General features: G+C 61.7%; 17 protein-coding genes. 13 read left to right on the forward strand and 4 right to left on the reverse strand.

Annotated features, from left to right (window positions below; genetic code table 11):
- The first annotated feature begins 2 nt into the window (after positions 1-2).
- Complete coding sequence (gene clpA, locus AC0L2C_RS08570; protein ID WP_473523164.1) at positions 3-2,468, forward strand: ATP-dependent Clp protease ATP-binding subunit ClpA; 2,466 nt, start codon at positions 3-5, stop codon at positions 2,466-2,468.
- A gap of 83 nt (positions 2,469-2,551) precedes the next feature.
- Here clpA and AC0L2C_RS08575 read toward each other — a convergent pair whose 3' ends face one another.
- The 4 genes from AC0L2C_RS08575 to AC0L2C_RS08590 all read right to left on the reverse strand — a co-directional run bounded on the left by AC0L2C_RS08575 (position 2,552) and on the right by AC0L2C_RS08590 (position 5,579).
- Positions 2,552-2,986, reverse strand: a complete 435-nt coding sequence (locus AC0L2C_RS08575; RefSeq protein ID WP_473523165.1) for an HIT family protein — start codon at positions 2,984-2,986, stop codon at positions 2,552-2,554.
- Positions 2,987-3,104: 118 nt separating this feature from the next.
- On the reverse strand, positions 3,105-4,322 hold the full coding sequence (locus AC0L2C_RS08580; RefSeq protein ID WP_473523166.1) for a GNAT family N-acetyltransferase: 1,218 nt from the start codon (positions 4,320-4,322) through the stop codon (positions 3,105-3,107).
- Between the two features lie 56 nt (positions 4,323-4,378).
- Positions 4,379-5,107 carry a glycerophosphodiester phosphodiesterase gene (locus AC0L2C_RS08585; RefSeq protein ID WP_473523167.1) on the reverse strand — a complete coding sequence of 243 codons (729 nt, stop codon included), beginning with the start codon at positions 5,105-5,107 and terminating at the stop codon, positions 4,379-4,381.
- A gap of 7 nt (positions 5,108-5,114) precedes the next feature.
- Positions 5,115-5,579, reverse strand: a complete 465-nt coding sequence (locus AC0L2C_RS08590; protein WP_287069769.1) for a RidA family protein — start codon at positions 5,577-5,579, stop codon at positions 5,115-5,117.
- A 139-nt stretch (positions 5,580-5,718) separates the two neighbouring features.
- Here AC0L2C_RS08590 and AC0L2C_RS08595 point away from each other — a divergent pair, with 139 nt between their 5' ends.
- The 12 genes from AC0L2C_RS08595 (at position 5,719) to bamA (ending at position 18,068) form a co-directional block, all read left to right on the forward strand.
- A complete protein-coding gene (locus tag AC0L2C_RS08595) occupies positions 5,719-6,546 on the forward strand; it encodes a cell envelope integrity EipB family protein (protein ID WP_023801218.1) in 828 nt (275 codons plus the stop codon).
- 99 nt (positions 6,547-6,645) lie between these two features.
- Entirely contained in the window at positions 6,646-7,944 is a 1,299-nt protein-coding gene (locus AC0L2C_RS08600; protein ID WP_287238153.1) for a hypothetical protein, read from the forward strand.
- A gap of 86 nt (positions 7,945-8,030) precedes the next feature.
- On the forward strand, positions 8,031-8,309 hold the full coding sequence (locus AC0L2C_RS08605; protein WP_128244892.1) for a DUF4031 domain-containing protein: 279 nt from the start codon (positions 8,031-8,033) through the stop codon (positions 8,307-8,309).
- Positions 8,306-8,917, forward strand: a complete 612-nt coding sequence (locus AC0L2C_RS08610; RefSeq protein ID WP_287174260.1) for a LysE family translocator — start codon at positions 8,306-8,308, stop codon at positions 8,915-8,917. The genes AC0L2C_RS08605 and AC0L2C_RS08610 overlap by 4 nt, the downstream gene beginning before the upstream one ends.
- A gap of 177 nt (positions 8,918-9,094) precedes the next feature.
- Positions 9,095-9,892 (forward strand): 30S ribosomal protein S2, encoded by a 798-nt coding sequence (gene rpsB, locus AC0L2C_RS08615; protein WP_027151898.1) that lies wholly within the window; start codon positions 9,095-9,097, stop codon positions 9,890-9,892.
- Between the two features lie 117 nt (positions 9,893-10,009).
- On the forward strand, positions 10,010-10,933 hold the full coding sequence (gene tsf, locus AC0L2C_RS08620; RefSeq protein WP_023801220.1) for a translation elongation factor Ts: 924 nt from the start codon (positions 10,010-10,012) through the stop codon (positions 10,931-10,933).
- Between the two features lie 322 nt (positions 10,934-11,255).
- The gene (pyrH, locus tag AC0L2C_RS08625) at positions 11,256-11,978 is read left to right on the forward strand and encodes a UMP kinase (protein ID WP_023801221.1); all 723 of its coding nucleotides are present in this window, start codon (positions 11,256-11,258) and stop codon (positions 11,976-11,978) included.
- Positions 11,979-12,100: 122 nt separating this feature from the next.
- Complete coding sequence (frr, locus tag AC0L2C_RS08630; protein ID WP_077384157.1) at positions 12,101-12,655, forward strand: ribosome recycling factor; 555 nt, start codon at positions 12,101-12,103, stop codon at positions 12,653-12,655.
- 32 nt (positions 12,656-12,687) lie between these two features.
- A complete protein-coding gene (locus AC0L2C_RS08635) occupies positions 12,688-13,419 on the forward strand; it encodes an isoprenyl transferase (RefSeq protein WP_287176414.1) in 732 nt (243 codons plus the stop codon).
- On the forward strand, positions 13,416-14,246 hold the full coding sequence (locus AC0L2C_RS08640) for a phosphatidate cytidylyltransferase (protein WP_128244896.1): 831 nt from the start codon (positions 13,416-13,418) through the stop codon (positions 14,244-14,246). Before AC0L2C_RS08635 ends, AC0L2C_RS08640 begins: the two co-directional genes overlap by 4 nt.
- A 116-nt stretch (positions 14,247-14,362) precedes the next feature.
- Positions 14,363-15,505: an RIP metalloprotease RseP gene (gene rseP, locus AC0L2C_RS08645; protein ID WP_023801225.1), complete on the forward strand. Its 1,143-nt coding sequence runs from the start codon at positions 14,363-14,365 to the stop codon at positions 15,503-15,505.
- 217 nt (positions 15,506-15,722) lie between these two features.
- On the forward strand, positions 15,723-18,068 hold the full coding sequence (gene bamA, locus AC0L2C_RS08650) for an outer membrane protein assembly factor BamA (protein WP_023801226.1): 2,346 nt from the start codon (positions 15,723-15,725) through the stop codon (positions 18,066-18,068).
- Positions 18,069-18,233 lie beyond the last annotated feature (165 nt).

Below are 18,233 nucleotides of genomic sequence, written 5' to 3' on the forward strand. Positions count from 1 at the left end.
ACATGCCGGCTTTCTCCCAAGGCCTGGAAAAGGCGCTTCACCAGGCGCTGACGCTCGCCAATGAGCGGCACCACGAATACGCAACCCTTGAGCATTTGCTGCTCGCGCTCATCGACGACACCGAGGCGGCCGCGGTCATGCGCGCCTGCAACGTCGATCTCGACGAGTTGAAGCACACGGTTCTCACCTACATCGATACCGAGCTTGACAATCTCGTTACCGGCTATGACGAGGATTCCAAGCCGACGGCCGGTTTCCAGCGCGTCATCCAGCGCGCGGTGATCCATGTGCAGTCGTCCGGCCGCGAGGAAGTCTCCGGCGCCAACGTGCTCGTTGCCATCTTCGCCGAGCGCGAGAGCCATGCCGCCTATTTCCTGCAAGAACAGCAGATGACCCGCTACGACGCGGTCAACTACATCTCGCATGGCATCGCCAAGCGGCCCGGCGCGTCCGAGACGCGGTCGCCGCGTGGCGCCGATGACGAGCAGGGCCAGAGCGGCGCCGAGCCGCAAGAGGACAGCGGCAAGAAAAAGCAGCAGCAGGACGCGCTGACCGCCTATTGCGTCAATCTGAACAACAAGGCCAAGGCCGGCAAGATCGATCCGCTGATCGGCCGCGAGTCCGAGATCAACCGCACCATCCAGGTGCTGTGCCGCCGCTCCAAGAACAATCCGCTCTATGTCGGCGACCCCGGCGTCGGCAAGACGGCGATCGCCGAGGGCCTCGCCAAGCGCATCGTCGAGGGCGACGTGCCGGAAGTGCTGCACAACGCCACCATCTTCGCGCTCGACATGGGGACATTGCTGGCCGGCACCCGCTATCGCGGTGATTTCGAGGAGCGGCTGAAGCAGGTCGTCAAGGAGCTCGAGGATTATCCGGGCGCGGTTCTGTTCATCGACGAGATCCACACCGTGATCGGGGCAGGGGCGACGTCTGGCGGCGCCATGGATGCGTCGAACCTGTTGAAGCCGGCGCTGTCGTCCGGAACGATCCGCTGCATCGGCTCGACCACCTACAAGGAGTTCCGCCAGTTCTTCGAGAAGGACCGCGCCTTGGTGCGGCGCTTCCAGAAGATCGACGTCAACGAACCGACCATCGAGGACGCCATCGAGATCATGAAGGGTCTCAAGCCGTATTTCGAGGAGTTCCACAAGGTTCGCTACACGGCTGAAGCGATCAAGGCTTCGGTCGAACTGTCGGCGCGCTACATCAACGACCGCAAGCTGCCGGACAAAGCGATCGACGTGATCGACGAGACCGGCGCCTCGCAAATGCTGGTGCCGGAGGCCAAGCGCAAGAAGACCATCGGCATCAAGGAGATCGAAGCGACGATCGCCACCATCGCCCGCATTCCGCCGAAGACGGTTTCCGCCGACGACGAGAAGGTGCTGGCCGGTCTCGACATCGAGCTGAAGCGCGTCGTCTACGGTCAGGACACCGCGATCACGGCTTTGACCTCGGCGATCAAGCTGGCGCGGGCCGGCCTGCGCGAACCGGAGAAGCCGATCGGCTCCTACCTGTTCTCGGGGCCGACCGGCGTCGGCAAGACCGAAGTGGCAAAGCAGCTCGCGGCCTCGCTCGGTGTCGAGCTGATCCGCTTTGACATGTCCGAATATATGGAACGCCACACCGTCTCACGGCTGATCGGTGCGCCTCCCGGCTATGTCGGCTTCGACCAGGGCGGCCTGTTGACCGACGGCGTCGACCAGCATCCGCATTGCGTGCTGTTGCTGGACGAGGTCGAGAAGGCGCATCCGGATCTGTTCAACATCCTGTTGCAGGTCATGGACCATGGCAAGCTGACCGACCACAACGGCAAGCAGATCGACTTCCGCAATGTCATCCTGATCATGACCACCAATGCGGGCGCCTCGGATGCGCAGCGCGCGGCGATCGGTTTCGGCTCGACCAAGCGCGAAGGCGACGATGTCGAGGCGATCAACCGGCTGTTCACGCCGGAGTTCCGCAACCGTCTCGATGCGATCATCCCGTTCGGCTCGCTGCCGGTGCCGGTCATCCACCAGGTGGTGCAGAAGTTCGTCATGCAGCTCGAGGCCCAGCTCTCCGAGCGTGGCGTCACCTTCGACCTGTCGCAGGAGGCGATCGCCTGGCTGGCCGAGAAGGGCTATGACGAGCGCATGGGAGCACGGCCGCTCGGCCGCGTCATCCAGGAGCACATCAAGAAGCCGCTGGCCGACGAGGTGCTGTTCGGCAAGCTCAAGAAGGGCGGCACGGTGCGTGTCACCGTCGACAAGAAAGAGACCGGCGAAACCGGGCTGAAGCTCGAGTCACTCGCCGACGAGGCGCCGGTCAGGCCGAAAAAGGAAGAACCGGACGACACGCCGAAGCCCAGGAAAGCTGCCGGCAAGAAGCCGGCTGCGAAAAAGGCGGTCGCGCAGAAGGCGGAGCCCAAGGGCAAGGATGGCAGCAAGCGCAGCCTGGTGCCGCAACTGCCCCGCAAGGGATGATGGCCTGAAAGCTAAAAAAGCCCCGGAAACGGGGCTTTTTTGCTTCGAGGGGCTGGTGGAGGCCGGACGTGCGACGCCCGGCATCAGTTTGTCAGCGCCGTCCGTATCTTGCCAGCATTCTCAGCCAACACTTCCGGCTTCTCCATCTGCCCACTATGCGGCTTCAAAGGGATGCCCTCGAAGCGTGGAATGACGTGGACATGGAGGTGGTAGACGGTCTGGCCCGAAGCGGGCTCGTTGAACTGCAGGATGGTGACGCCATCGGCGCCGAAGGCCTTCTTCACCGCCACCGCCACCTTTTGCACGACGGCAAAGAGTGGGCCGAATGTTGCCGGATCCGCGTCAAGCAGGTTGCGCGACGGCGCCGTCGGCACAACCAGCGTATGACCCGGACCTTGCGGCATCACATCCATGAAGGCGACAACCGCGTCATCTTTATAGACGCGATGCGACGGGATTTCACCGCGCAGGATTTTCGCGAAGATATTGTTGCTGTCGTAGGTGGTTTGTTCGGCCATGGCGTGCGCTCCGGATTGTGCCTTGCTCCTACCGCATCGACCCGACAATCGGAATCGATCTTCGGAGAGTACGATGCTTTCGAGCGTACTTTGTGCGTCCAATTGGACGCACGTCGCTCTAATCGTCCGCCAGATCCTTGCGGAAGGGGGTGTGCTCTTCGAGATAGCCGGCCATCCGCTCCACTTCGCGGCGCTCGCGCCTGAGATAGTCGGCGACCGCGTTACGCAAGCCGGGATGCGCAATGTAATGCGCCGAATGCGTGGTCACCGGCCTGTAGCCGCGCGCCAGCTTGTGCTCGCCTTGTGCGCCGGCTTCGACCACCTTCAGCTTACGGTCGATGGCGAAGTCGATCGCCTGGTGATAGCAGACCTCGAAATGCAGGAAGGGGTGGTCCTCGATGCAGCCCCAGTTGCGCCCGTAGAGCGCATCGGAACCGATGAAATTGATGGCACCGGCAATGTAGCGTCCATTGCGCTTGGCCATCACCAGCAGGATGTCGTCGGCCATGCGCTCGCCGATCATCGAGAAAAACGCGCGGGTGAGATAGGGCCGCCCCCATTTCCTGCTCCCGGTATCCATGTAGAAGGCAAAGAAGTCGTCCCAGACCCTTTCGGTCAGGTCCTTGCCGGTCAGCCAGTCGATCGAGATGCCGTGAGCGAGCGCCTCGCGCCGCTCCTTCCTCATCGCCTTGCGCTTGCGCGATGCCAGCGTGGCGAGAAAATCGTCGTAGGTCGAATAACCCTCATTGAAGAAGTGGAACTGCTGGTCGGTGCGGTGCAAAAAACCCGCCGCTTCCAGCGCTTCGACATCCCTCAGCTGCGCGAAAGTCACATGCGCGGAGGAAACGCCGAGTTTTTCCGTCACCGCCTTCAGGCCGGCTGCCAGGCCGGCCTTCACGGCGCGACTGTCCTCGCCCTTGTTGACCAGCAGGCGAGGGCCGGTGACCGGCGTGAACGGCACGGCGCATTGCAGTTTTGGATAGTAACGCCCGCCAGCGCGCTCGAACGCGTTCGACCAGCCGTGATCGAATACATATTCGCCCTGGCTGTGCGATTTCAGGTAGCAGGGAATGGCGCCGAGCAGCTTTCCCTGCGCTGTCTCGAGCCTGAGATGATGGCTCTGCCAGCCGGTGCGCCGCACGGCGCAGCCGGACTCCTCAAGCGCGCTCAGAAAAGTGAATGAAACAAGTGGGTTGTATCCGTTTTCTGTATCTCCACGTGAGGTCCCGCCGAGGCCATCCCATTCGGCGCAGGTGAAGGCTCCGATGCCGGAGGCAACCCGGATCGCATACGCTCCATTCGCCGTTTGCCCGTCGCCTTCATCGCCTTGATCCATGAGGCCTATTTAAGCTCCGTGCCGGTCCATGCAAGCTCAGTTCAGGCAAGCTCGGTTCAGGCGACCTGCACAAGATCCGGCTCAAATCCTTCGAACGTCATCTGGTCGGCATATCTGAAGGTCAGGTCGACCGCCGGTTGGTCGAGCACGGTCCAGGTGATGACCGGCATTTTGAGCCTTTCGCGCACGAAACTGACAAACTGGTTCGGCAGGTCGCCGGCGGCGTAGGAGGCGAAGGCGATGTCGTGCGCCAGCATGGCGAAATGCGCCTCGATCAGCTTGACTTCGTTGCCATAAGCGGTCAGCCCGCCCGGAATGCCGGGCGCGTGTTTTGGGAAGTCGCGGATCAGCCAGTGGTCGAACGACATGATCGCCGCCTCGCCCTTGTAGTTTTTGAGCATCTTGCCGACGCTTTCCACCAAGCCTTCGTCACGGCCGGGAACCCCTTTCAACTCGACGACCACCGGCACGCGACCATCGACCAGGTCGAGGGCCTGCTGCAGCGTCGGCAGACGATCTGATGTGCCGCCGATCTTGAGGGCCGTCATTTCTGCTGCCGTGCGCTGCCAGACGAACCCGTCCTGGCCGGTCAGCCGCTTCAGATCGCCATCGTGGATGATCACCGGGATGCGGTCTGACGACAGATGCACATCGCATTCGATCGCATAGCCGCGTTCAGCCGCAGCGGCAAAGGCGGAAAGCGTGTTCTCCCAGCGCGTCTTGTTCATGTCGTGGAGGCCGCGATGGGCAATGGGTCGGGCGGTCAGCCAGGAAAGGTCGGTCATGCCGGGCTCATTCGACTTCGAAGATGGCTTCGATTTCCACTGCGGCATTAAGCGGCAGGGAGGCGGCACCGACGGCGGCGCGAGCATGCTTGCCGGGATCGCCGAGCACTGCAACCAGTAGATCCGAGGCGCCGTTGGCAACCAGGTGCTGCTCGAAAAAATCCGGCGCCGAGGCGACGAAGACGGTGATCTTCACCACGCGCCGGATTTTCTCGAGATCGCCAAGTGCTGCCTTGGCCTGCGCCAATATGTTGATCGCGCAGTATTTTGCCGCTTCCTGGCCGGTTGCGATGTCGACATCACGGCCGAGCAGGCCGCTCGCCTGCAGCTTACCCTCGCTGAGCGGCAGCTGTCCGGCGATGAACAGCAGATTGCCTGACCTGCAATAGGGCACGTAGTTGGCGGCGGGCGCGGCAGCGACCGGAAGCGTCACGCCGAGATCGCTTAGCCGCTTTTCGATTGTTTCACTCATGGTATTTCCCTATTGCTTGATGACGCTGCGCAGGCCGGGCCGAAATTGCAATTTTTGCCTCGCTTCCGCCACGACTTTTTTTAAGCTGGACCCCTCTTTCCCTGCGGCCTGCCATCAGGCGCGATGATCGGAGCCCCTCATGCGCGCAACACGCCTCGCATTCCACGCTGTCCTGCTGCCAGCGGTGTTCTCGATGGCGCCGGCTTTTGCCGTACCGGCGCTGCAGGCGCATCGCGCGGTTTACGATCTGACCCTGGACAAGGCCTCCGACCGCTCCGGCATCACCGGCATTTCCGGCCGCATGGTCTATGAGTTCAACGGCTCGCCTTGCGAAGGCTATACGGTGAAGTTCCGTTTCGTCACCCAGATCGTCACCAACGAGAATACAAGGCTGACCGACCAGCAGACGACCACTTTCGAGGACGCCGAAGGCAAGACCTTCTCGTTCGTGACAAAATCCTTTGTCGACCAGACTCTCGACAAGGAGGTCAAGGGCACCGCGACGAAGGAGACAAACGGCCTCAAGGTCGACATCGACAAGCCGGAGAAGAGCAGCGTCGAACTGCCGGCCACACAGTTTCCGACGCAGCATCTGGCCGAACTGATCGACAAGGCCGAAAAGGGCGAAAATTTCTACGAAACCAACCTGTTCGACGGTTCGGAAGATGCCAACAAGGTAATGACCACCACCGTCGTCGTCGGCAAGAAAGCCGATGCCGACAAGACCGATCCGGAAGTGCCGGCACTAGCAAAACTCGCCACCGACAAATACTGGCCAGTCGACATCGCCTATTTCGACAGCACCGACAAGTCAGGCGAGGAGGTCCCGGAATACCGGATCAGCTTCAAGCTGCATGAGAACGGCATCACGCGCGATCTGCTCATGGACTACAACGACTTCTCGATGACCGGCAAGCTGGTCAATCTTTCGCTGTTCGATCAGACGAAACCCTGTCCGCCGAAATAGAGCCTTGGGTTAGCCACGCCCGCAAGGCGGCGGCGAATGACTTGAACACGCCGCAATTGCATTTCAACCTCTACGCCGAGGGATCGATCGGGGGGTGGGTTGAGCAAAATCGATGTGTTCGTGGCGCCGACGCCCAATCCGGCGCTGATCAGGATCATGACTGTCGTCAACCGGGTCGTCATGCTGCGTGGCATTCCCGGGTTTCGCGACCTGTTGCCGTTCAACCGCGTAGCCGGATTGCGCGGTGTCGCCAATGTCCGCCATATCGACTTTCGCGACCACGACCGGCAGCGGCTGAAGGCCTGTTGCGGCGCAGGCAAGGCAACGTTCATCACGCCCAACCATCCGGAATTCTTCACCGACTGGATGATCGACAAGGAGATCGTCTCGAGGGTCAGTCCGCTCGCGGCATCCTGGGCCACGCATGGCGTCGTCAACGGCCTCGGCCGGATCATGCAGAAATTCTGGCTGGCCAACAATCTGATCGCCCAGATACCCGGCAACAGCGGCGCTGCCAAGGAACACTCGATCGCCTGGGCGCTGAAAGGGCATGGCGTTCTCTTGCATCCCGAAGGCGGCGTCGGCTGGCATGGCAATGTCGTCGCTCCGCTTCTTCCGGGCGCGGTCGAGATGGGGTTCGAAGCGCTCAAGCGCGGTCGCGTCACGGATCAGGATTTCAAAGTCTGGATCGCGCCGGTTGTCTGGAAGCTCGCCTTCACCAAAAATGTCGAGCCGGCGCTGGCGCAGGAATGCGCCTATGTCGAGAAGAGCCTGAAGATTGAGCGTCGTGCCGCCGATACGCTGCCGGAGCGCGTCCACCATATCTATGCGACGCTGCTGTCGCGCGATGAGATTGCCTGCGGCATGGCGCCCGACGAACGGGCTTCGTATGCTACGCGGCACAAGCAATTGCTGCTCGAATTGAGCCGGCGCCTGGGGGAGGGTATTTCGGTCGATCCCGGCGCCAGCGAGATCGCCGAGCTTTTGCGCCGGGCGCGCCGCTGGCTGCGGGAAGGCACCGGCGACGCCGAGCGACAAAAACAGATCCGCTCGCTGGCGGACACGATCCAGCGTCTCCAACGCGTCGGGCCGTGGGCCTCAGCCAATCCGCGCATTGCGCAAGAGGAGATCGCAGAACATCTGAAGCGTATCCGCAACGATTATTGCAAGGGCACGCTGCGCGACACGGTCAATTGCTTCGTACCGCAACCGGCCGGGCCGCGCTGCGCGCATATCCGGGTGCCGGAGCCGTTGGGATTGCACGCCTTTCCGGGCTCTATCGACGATGCCCTCGCCGAACTGCACCGGCGCATGCAGGAAACCATCACCACGACCGTGGCCGAACTCGAAGCCGCCGGCAGCTTCATTTTCTATCCGAATCCCTTCTATCATCGCTAGCATTGGCATGGCTAACGTCGGATCTCGGCTGCGGGTGGGCTGCGGCTCCGCTGGTCGGCGCAAGATGAAGGAGTGCGGCAAGCCTCATGGCGGTCTATGTCGACGCGGCGATCTGGAAATGGGTCGGCCACCGCTGGTGTCACCTGCTGGCCGACGACACCGACGAGCTGCATCGTTTTGCAGCACAGCTCGGCGTCAAGCGCTCGTCCTATCAGGGGCCGCCGAAGACATCGGCGCCGCATTATGACATAACCGGCTTCGAGCGCGACCGTGCGGTGCGGCTAGGCGCCGTTCAATGCAGCCGCGAGGAGATCGTTGCTGTTTTCCGGCGGGTCCGCGTGCCGAAGGGGAAGATGCGACCATGACGTTGACGGCATTTCTGGCTTACTGCGCTGCGATCACATTCGCCGCCGCCACGCCTGGCCCGGCGGTATTCACGGTCATTGCCAACGGCGTTTCGCGCGGGTTCGTTCGCGCGTTCCTGGCTGGCCTCGGTATCGCCGCCGGCGACGCGGTGCTGGTGACTTTGGCGCTGCTCGGTCTGGTGGCACTGGCACAGACCTTCGAATGGGTTTTTCTCATCCTGAAATATGCGGGTGCAGCCTATCTGATGTTTCTTGGCGTCAGGATGTGGAGATCGGCTTCCGCGCGATCGAATGGACTGGAGGTTACGCAGGCAAGACTGTCTCGATCGTTTTACCTCGGCATCTCCATCGCATTGGGCAATCCTAAGGCGATCCTGTTCCACGCCTCCATCATGCCGTTGATCCTCGATCTCAATGCAATGAACTTCGCTGAGGGGCTGCTCGTGGTTACGGTCGTGATCGGCGTCAACATTATCACTATGGGCGTCTATGCGGTGCTTGCCGGGCAGGCTTCGGGCTGGTTCAAGACGCCAAGGCGGATGCGCTTGATGAACAGGTTTGCCGGCGGCGCCATGATCGGCACCGGTGCGCTGATCGCCGCACGCTGAGCTGCAAGACACCGCAGCGCTTGCGTTTGCCGCGCATCCCCTCTATATGCGCGCTCATTCCACACACGGACTTTGGTGTCTGCCCGGGAGAAATCCGGCTGAAACCTCCGGTGGCGTTCGAGGACAAAGTCCAGAAATGCCTGTGTCCGTGGAGGCTAACCGGAAAAGGACATAACAATGGCTCTGCCTGATTTCAGCATGCGCCAGCTTTTGGAAGCTGGCATTCACTTCGGCCACCAGACCCACCGCTGGAACCCGAAGATGGCGCCCTATATCTATGGCGCCCGCAACAACATCCACATCATCGACCTCTCGCAGACGGTGCCGCTGCTGCACCAGGCGCTGAAGCAGGTTTCCGACACCGTCGCCAAGGGTGGCCGCGTGCTGTTCGTCGGCACCAAGCGCCAGGCGTCCGACATCGTCGCCGACGCCGCACAGCGCTCGGCCCAGTACTATGTCAACTCCCGCTGGCTCGGCGGCATGATGACCAACTGGAAGACGATCTCGAACTCCATCCAGCGCCTGCGCAAGCTTGACGAGATGCTGGCTGGCGAGGCCCAGGGGCTCACCAAGAAGGAGCGCCTCAACCTCGACCGCGAGCGCGAGAAGCTCGACAAGGCGCTGGGCGGCATCAAGGACATGGGCTCGACGCCAGACCTGATGTTCGTGATCGACACCAACAAGGAAGCGATCGCCATCCTCGAGGCCAAGCGTCTCGGCATCCCGGTCGTCGCCATCATCGATTCCAACTGCGACCCGGACAAGATCGATTTCCCGATTCCGGGCAATGACGACGCGGCCCGCGCCATCCAGCTCTATTGTGATCTGATCGCCAAGGCTGCAATCGACGGCATTGCTCGCCAGCAGGGCGCGCTTGGCGTCGACGTCGGCGCTTTGGCCGAGGCTCCGATCGAGCCGGCACTCGAGCCGACGCCGGCCGCCGAGACACCGGCCGCCCAGACACCGGAAGCGTAACAGCGAAGGCCGGTTTCGGCCTTCATCTTTCTCATATTTTGGCGCGCTGAGCGCTGGCGCCAGGCGCATCATCGAGGACCGGTGGTGCGTCGGTGCATTTTAAACGAAGAGGCGACAATGAGCATTTCGGCTGCACAGGTCAAAGAACTCCGCGACTTGACCGGCGCGGGCATGATGGACTGCAAGATGGCGTTGAACGAGACCAACGGCAACATGGAAGAGGCCGTCGACTGGCTGCGCAAGAAGGGCATCTCCAAGGCCGACAAGAAGGCCGGCCGTACCGCGGCCGAAGGGCTCATCGGCGTCGATTCCGGCGTGCGTGAGGCGGCGGTCGTCGAGGTCAATTCCGAGACCGATTTCGTTGCCCGCAACGCTGCCTTCCAGGAGATCGTCGCCAATGTCGCCAAGGTGGCGCTCGCCTATGGCGGCAAGACCGAGGCCGTTGCAGCCGCCCCGTATCCGGGTTCCGACAAGTCGGTTGCCGACACCATCAAGGACGCTGTCGGCACCATTGGCGAGAATCTTGGCTTCCGCCGTTCGGCGAAGCTCACCGTCGAGCAGGGCGCCGTCGCAACCTACGTCCACAATGCGGTTGCCGACGGCCTTGGTAAGCTCGGCGTGCTGGTCGCCATCGAGACGTCAGGCAACGCGCAGGCCGCCAATGCCTTTGCGCGTCAGGTCGCCATGCATGTCGCCGCCACCAACCCGATGGCGCTGACCGCGGAAGAACTCGACCCGGCGGCGGTCGAGCGCGAGAAGGCGATCTTCGCCGACCAGGCGCGCCAGTCCGGCAAGCCGGAAGCGATTATCGAGAAGATGGTCGAGGGCCGCCTGCGCAAGTTCTACGAAGAGGTCGTGCTGCTCAAGCAGGCTTTCGTGCTCAATCCCGACATCACCGTCGAGAAGGCGCTGCAGGATGCCGAGAAGGAAATCGGCGCACCGGCCAAGATCACTGCCTATCTGCGCTTCGCGCTCGGCGAGGGCATCGAGAAGGACGAGACCGATTTTGCGGCGGAAGTCGCGGCGGCGGTCAAGAAGTAAAACGCACTCTATCTTTCTGAAAAGACTTTACGGCCGGGTGTTCGCGAGGATGCCCGGCCGATTTCTTGCGCGGTATCGATGAAGGCCAGGCGTCGGCGACAGGCCGGCTGGCTATCTGCTCATGCCCGGATCTGCTCATGCAAGGATCTGCACGCACAAGTTGCATTTGCCGGTGTAAGCCAATGGCTGGAAGAGCGTTTGCCGGTTCCGGCGCCGCGTGACATCGCAGCGCCCTTCGTGTATCGGAACGCCAAATGTTTCGGGGGCAGCGCCTGCGCGGGAAGCCGCCCCGGCGCGTCACACGCATAATGATGAGGACCAGATGACGGTGAAGCCCCTCTACCGACGTGTCTTGCTGAAAGCGTCGGGCGAAGCGCTGATGGGTGAGCAGCATTTCGGCATCGACGTGTCGGTGGTCGATCGCATCGCCGCCGACATCGCCGAGGCCCGCACCCTTGGCATCGAGGTTGGGGTTGTCATTGGCGGCGGCAACATCTTTCGCGGCGTCGCCGTTGCCTCCAAGGGCGGCGATCGCGTCACCGGCGACCACATGGGCATGCTCGCCACCGTCATCAACTCGCTGGCGCTGCGCACCTCGTTGAACAAGATCGGGGTCGACGCGGTGGTGCTGTCTGCAATCGCCATGCCTGAGCTTTGCGAGAGCTTTTCGCAGCGCCAGGCGACCGCCTACATGAACCAGGGCAAGGTCGTCATCTTTGCCGGCGGCACCGGCAATCCGTTCTTCACCACCGATTCGGCCGCGGCGCTGCGCGCGGCGGAAATCGGCGCCGACGCGCTGTTCAAGGGCACCCAGGTCGATGGCGTCTATTCCGCCGATCCCAAGAAGGACCCGCATGCGACCCGCTTCGAGCGCATCAGCCATGGCGAAGTCATAAAACGCGGTCTTTCGATCATGGATACGGCCGCGATTGCACTTGCGCGCGAAAACAACATCCCGATAATCGTCTATTCGATCCACGAGAAGGGTGGTTTCGGTGATATTCTGAGGGGCGGCGGACGTTGCACGGTCGTCACGGACGACTGATCGGGAGCCCGATGCCGAACCGAAGGTTTTCCGTAGGCGAAAAACGGGAACCGGTTTTCGGATCGAGGCTTGAATACGGGTTACCCTGAAGTGAATCCGGCTAACGGGTCGAGGAGACGATGATGAGTGGCGAATACGATGATCTCAAACGGCGCATGGACGGGGCGATCGCTGCGTTCAAGCACGATCTGGCTTCGCTGCGGACCGGCCGCGCGTCGAGCAACCTGCTCGATGCGATCCAGGTGCAGGCCTACGGCACCACCATGCCGATCAACCAGGTGGCAAACGTGTCGGTGCCGGAGCCGCGCATGATTTCGGTTTCGGTCTGGGACAAGTCGATGGTCGGTGCGGTCGATCGCGCCATCCGTGAATCCAATCTCGGCTTCAATCCGATCGTCGACGGCACCAATCTCAGGATTCCGCTGCCCGAGCTCAACGAACAGCGCCGCAAGGAGTTGGTCAAGATCTCGCATGGTTATGCCGAGAATGCGCGCATCGCCGTGCGCCACGTGCGCCGGGACGGCATGGAATTCCTCAAAAAGGCGGAAAAGGACGGCGATATCAGCGAGGACGATCATCGCAAGCGGTCCGACCAGGTCCAGAAGCTCACCGACGAGATGATCGGCACCATCGACCATCTGCTTTCCGATAAGGAAGCTGAAATCATGCAGGTTTAGGGTCTGGCCACTGCTGGCTCGAAAGCGAGAACATGACAAGCCCCGCGCATGTCGCAATCATCATGGACGGAAACGGACGCTGGGCCAAGGCGCGTGGCTTGCCACGGCTTGCTGGGCATCGTGCCGGCGTCGAGGCGCTGCGCAACACGGTGCGCGCCGCTCCTGGCCTTGGCATCTCGTTCCTCACCGTCTACGCCTTCTCGTCGGAAAACTGGTCGCGGCCGAAGTCCGAAGTCAGCGACCTGATGGGCCTGTTGAAAATCTTCATCCGCCGCGACCTCGCCGAACTGCACCAAAATGGCGTGCGGGTCAGGATCATCGGCGACAGGGCAGGGCTACAACCTGACATCAGGAGCCTGCTTGAAGAGGCCGAAACGCTGACCGTCCGCAACGAAGCGCTGACCCTGGTCATCGCTTTCAACTATGGCGGACGCGACGAGATCGTGCGCACCGCGCGCAAGCTTGCCTCGGCGGTGGCGCGCGGCGAGCTCGACAGCGAGGCTATTACGGCCGAATCCTTTGCCGGCTCTCTCGACACCCAGGGTATTCCGGATCCGGAACTGGTCATCCGCACCAGCGGTGAGCTCAGGCTGTCGAATTTCCTTCTGTGGCAAGCGGCTTACAGCGAACTTGTCTTCCTGCCTTGCTACTGGCCCGATTTCAGCCGCGAGCATTTGGCTGACGCATTGCGCGACTTTGCCGGTCGCGAGCGCCGTTTCGGCGGGCTTAGCGCTGAAGGCGTCGCCGTGACAGCCAAGGGATGAGCAACCTCCAGCTTCGCGTTATTTCTGCCGTCGTGCTTGCGATCGTCACGCTCGGCCTGACCTGGCTAGGCGGACTGCCCTTCCGAATGCTTTGCGCCGCCATGACGATCCTGATCTTCTACGAATGGACGCGAATGTGCCGCCCGGTCGCCGCCACGGGTCTTGGTCTTCTGCCGGAAGCACTGCTTCTGGTTTTCGTCGGCGCCTTGGTCGCCGGCCTGCCGGCGTCTTGGCTGCTGCTTCTTGTGGCGGTGATGGTCGTTGTCACCGTGGTCGTGGCTTCGATGCACCAGACTTCGATGCATCAAACTGGACAGTGGGACGCGTCCGGCCTTGCCTATGCCGCCATTTCCGGACTGTCACTTGCTCTTTTGCGCGACGGCGACCATTCGGGCCTCGTCGCCATTCTCTTTCTGTTCGCGGTGGTTTGGGCGACCGACATAGCAGCTTATTTCGTCGGCCGCGCTGTCGGCGGGCCGAAGCTGGCGCCGTCGATCTCACCCGGCAAGACGCAGAGCGGTGCGCTCGGCGGCGCCGTCGGCGGCGTGGTTGCCGGGCTGCTTCTGGCCGCTGCGGCCGGAGCCGGCAATCTCGCAGTGCTCGGCGTCGTCGCGCTGGTGCTTTCGCTCGTCTCCCAGGCCGGCGACCTTTTCGAATCATGGGTGAAGCGGCGCCACAACCGCAAGGATTCGGGCACGCTGATACCGGGCCATGGCGGCGTCATGGACCGGGTCGACGGGCTTGTCGCGGCGGCTTTCGCCCTGTACGTCATCGGCTGGATTTCGGCGACCGCCGACCATCCGGCACAGGGGCTGTTTCCAGCTTGATCGGCATCGATTCCGGGCCTGGTTTCTTGACCTGCGCAGGATGCGCCATGGATTCGCCTGGATTGATGCCACAGTCGCGGTACCACCGTGCTGCGGACGAATTTTGAGGACATGAATTGAACGAGATTCTTCACGCGGTTTTCAGCACGGAGGGCTTTGTCCTCGGCACGCTGGTGCCTTTCCTGTTCGTGCTGACCGTCGTCGTGTTCGTTCACGAGATGGGCCATTATCTCGTCGGCCGCTGGTGCGGCATCGGCGTGAAAGTCTTTTCGATCGGCTTCGGCCCGGAGCTCTTCGGCTTTAATGACAGCCATGGCACGCGCTGGAAACTCTGCGCCATACCACTCGGCGGCTACGTCAAATTCGTCGGCGACATGAACGCCACCTCGAGCCAGCCCAGTTCGGAGGAGATCGAAACGCTGACGGCTGCCGAGCGCAAGGTCGCTTTTCACACGCAGCCGGTCTGGAAGCGCGCGGCAACTGTTGTGGCTGGCCCGCTGTTCAATTTTCTGCTGACGATCGCCGTCTTTGCGGTGCTGTTTTCCGCCTATGGCCGGCCCGTGCTGGAGCCAATGGTGGCTGAAGTCACCGCGGGCAGCCCAGCGGCCAGGGCCGGCATCCTGCCCGGCGACCGATTCGTCAGCGTCGACGGCAGCAAGGTCCAGACCTTCGCCGACGTCCAGCGCCGGGTCTCGGGCCGCGGTGGCGATCCCATCACCTTCGTCATGCTGCGCGACGGCAAGGAGATCACCGTTACGGCGACGCCGGAATTGATGGAGCAGCAAGACGGGCTGGGCAACAAGGTCAAGGTGGCGGTGATCGGCGTCGTCAACAACCAGGAATTCGGCCAGCCCAGGCTGATCACCTATAACCCGGTCGGAGCGGTAGGGGCGGCGGTCGAGGAGACGGGATACATCATTCAGCGCACCGGTCAGTTCCTGCAGCGTTTCGTTGTCGGTCGCGAAGACAAATGCCAGCTGGGCGGCCCAATCAAGATCGCAAAGATGTCGGGGCAGGCGGCAAAACTCGGCTTCGACTGGCTTGTGCAACTTGTCGCCCTGCTGTCGGTCGGGATCGGTATTCTGAACCTTTTGCCGATTCCTCCGCTCGACGGCGGCCATCTCCTGTTCTATGGCGTGGAGGCCATCATTCGGCGACCGGTGTCGGAACGGATGATGGAGTTGGGCTACAGGGCTGGCCTGCTTCTCGTCTTGGGCTTCATGGGGTTCGTTTTCTGGAACGACCTGTTTGGATGCTGAAATCATGAAGAAATTTGGCTTCAGCACAGCCAATGTTGAGACGCCGTTTACCATGCGTGGGGATATGCGTGACGCGAAAGCCACGCGATTGGGTTAAGTAAATACAAATTAACCAGGAGCCTTGCGTGTAGGGAAAATCCGGTTAATACGGTAGGGGAAATTACCGCACGTCCGGTTTTCTCGCCGTGGGGACTTCGAGAAAAGGTACAAAAGCCCGATGAAGGCAGCATCCAAGTTTCTGAGCGCCGCGTCCGCGGTGGCCCTGTCCGCCGCCCTGGTCGTACCAGGTGCGCTCGCAGTGCAGTTCGTTGCCACATCGGCGGCCGAGGCCGCTGTTGTTTCAAGAGTTGAAGTCAGCGGCAATCAGCGTGTCGACGCCGAGACGATCCGCAACTACGTCACGATCAAGCCCGGCAGGCCGTTTTCCAGCGCCGATATAGACGAGGCGGTCAAGGCGCTGTTCGGCACCGGGCTGTTCTCGGACGTCCAGATCAACCAGGTCGGTTCGACGCTGGTCATCAAGGTTTCCGAATATCAGGTCGTGAACCAGGTGCTGTTCCAGGGCAACAAGAAGCTCAAGGACAACGCGCTGGCGGCCGCGGTCCAGTTGAAGCCGCGTGGAACGTTCTCGCAGCAGGCGCTCGATGCCGATGTCGAGGCGGTCAAGGCCGCCTACAGGCGTATCGGCCGCGACGACGCCGCCGTGACCACCCAGATCATGGATCTCGGCGACAACCGCGTGAACGTGGTGTTCAACATCAACGAAGGCGGCCGCACACAGATCGCCGCGATCAATTTTGTCGGCAACAGCGCCTACTCGAGCCGTCGCCTGTCCGATGTCATTTCGACCAAGCGCTCGACCATCCTTTCGTTCGTGCTGCGCGACGACGTCTATGACGAAGACAAGCTCAACGCCGACCAGGAATTGCTGCGCCGTTTTTATTACAATCACGGCTATGCCGATTTCCAGGTGATTTCCGCGGTCGGCGAGCTCGACGAAACCACCAATAAATACACGGTGACCATCACCGTGCAGGAGGGCGAGCGCTACACCTTCGGCGACATCAGCGTCGAGAGCACGATTCCCGAAGTCGACGGCGCATCGCTGCAGTCGGTGGTCGAAACCCACAAGGGCGATGTCTACAACGCCGAGAACGTCGAAGACACCATCATTGCGTTGACCGAGAGGGTCGCCGGTTCCGGCTATCCCTTCGCCCAGGTGACGCCGCGCGGCGACCGCAATTTCGAGAACCACACCATTTCAGTGGTCTATACGATCGACCAGGGCACCAAGGCCTATGTCGAGCGCATCGAGATCCGCGGCAACGACCGGACACGCGACTATGTCATTCGCCGAGAATTCGACGTGAGTGAGGGCGATGCATTCAACCAGGTTCTCATCCAGCGCGCGAAGAAACGGCTGGAAGCGCTCGATTTTTTTGAGAAAGTCGAGGTTTCGACCGTGCCCGGCTCTGAGCCTGACCAGGTGGTGCTGGTGGTCGACGTGGTCGAGAAGTCGACCGGCGAGTTCTCCGTCGGCGCCGGCTATTCGAGCGGTGGCGACACCGAAGGCCCGACCATCGAAGGATCGATCAGCGAACGCAACTTCCTCGGACGCGGCCAGTTCATCAGGCTTTCGGCGGGCGGCGGCAAGAATTCGCGCGACTACAGCTTCTCCTTCACCGAGCCCTATTTCCTCGGGCGGCGCATTGCCGCCGGTTTCGATGTCTTCAACCGGACCAGGGAATACGACGACTACAAGAGCGAGACGCTAGGCGCGACAGTGCGTTTCGGCCTGCCGATCACCGACGACATCTCGACGCAGCTGGCGTATAATATCTCGCAGGAGAAGTACAAGCTCGACGATGATTGCGATCTCCCTGGCTGCACCGTCTCTACGGCTATCCTAAATGGCATTGCGGAAAGCCCGTGGCTCAAGTCGTCGGTCAGTCTCGGCCTGGTCTACAACACCATCGACGACATGAAGAACCCGCATGAAGGCATCTTCGCCAATGTCACCACGGAATTCGCCGGCCTCGGCGGCGACGCCAAATTCGTCAAGGTGACAACGCGCGGCAGCGTCTATCAGACGTTGTCGGAGCAGCTTGATCTGGTTGGTTTGATTTCGGGCGGGGCTGGCCATATCCAGGGCTTCGGCAACGACGACCTGCGCATCTTCGATCATTTCCAGAGCAGCGACCGCATGATCCGCGGCTTCGCCTATGGCGGCATCGGTCCTGTCGACAACCAGGGCTTTGACGACCATCTCGGCGGCACCACCTATTTCAACGCCTCGGCGGAAGCTCAGTTTCCGATGCCGATCATTCCGGAGAGCTTCGGCCTGCGCGGCGCGGTCTTTGCCGATGCGGCGACACTTTATGGCAACGATGTGGCGGGTGTTGATCCATCGACAACCAGCATGGAATGGCGTGCCTCGGCCGGCGTCGGCTTGATGTGGGCGTCGCCTTTTGGCCCGATCCGCATCGACTATGCGATCCCGGTCCTCAAGGAGGACACCGACGACGTGCAGGAATTCAACTTCGGCATATCGTCCCGGTTCTGATCGGCGGGCAACGATACGTCCGGGCCGTAGCGGTCCGGAAGAAAGTAATTCGACACTACGGCGCCGCGTGTCCTCCTGGACGCGCAAAGGACGCTGCAGGACTTTGATTTTGCGCATTATCCTTTCCGAAAATCGATTCCGATTTTCGGGGTCGTGCGCTAGCTG

Source organism: Mesorhizobium sp. WSM4845 (assembly GCF_055811455.1).